Here is a 267-nt window from a genome sequence, read left to right on the forward strand (position 1 = left end):
GCGCTATGCTTGCCGATGCCCGCGATCTCATTCTTGGTGAATGTGCTCCATCGATCGATTTTGTAGACGTTTTGCCCGCGGTTGCCGACCTTGGCGATCTTCTGGAAAGGATCATTTCAGCCCGTCTGGGCCCCGTTCTCGCCGTTCCAGTCGCGTCCGCGAACGATCCACATATTCATTGCGTGCGAACGATACTTGCGGGCATGCGCCCATTTACAGTCGAGCGGTGAGGGGGCGGGATGAATCAGAAAGCAGACGGTCCAATAC

Annotated in this window: 1 pseudogene; it reads left to right on the top strand. The window is 56.6% G+C overall.

Annotation, left to right across the window (positions count from 1 at the left end):
* Window positions 1-230 (top strand): annotated as a pseudogene (locus tag AF337_RS44600) (YcaO-like family protein); the annotation flags it as partial.
* Window positions 231-267 lie beyond the last annotated feature (37 nt).

Origin of the sequence: Rhizobium ecuadorense (assembly GCF_001187535.1) — a bacterium.
Taxonomy (GTDB): domain Bacteria; phylum Pseudomonadota; class Alphaproteobacteria; order Rhizobiales; family Rhizobiaceae; genus Rhizobium; species Rhizobium ecuadorense.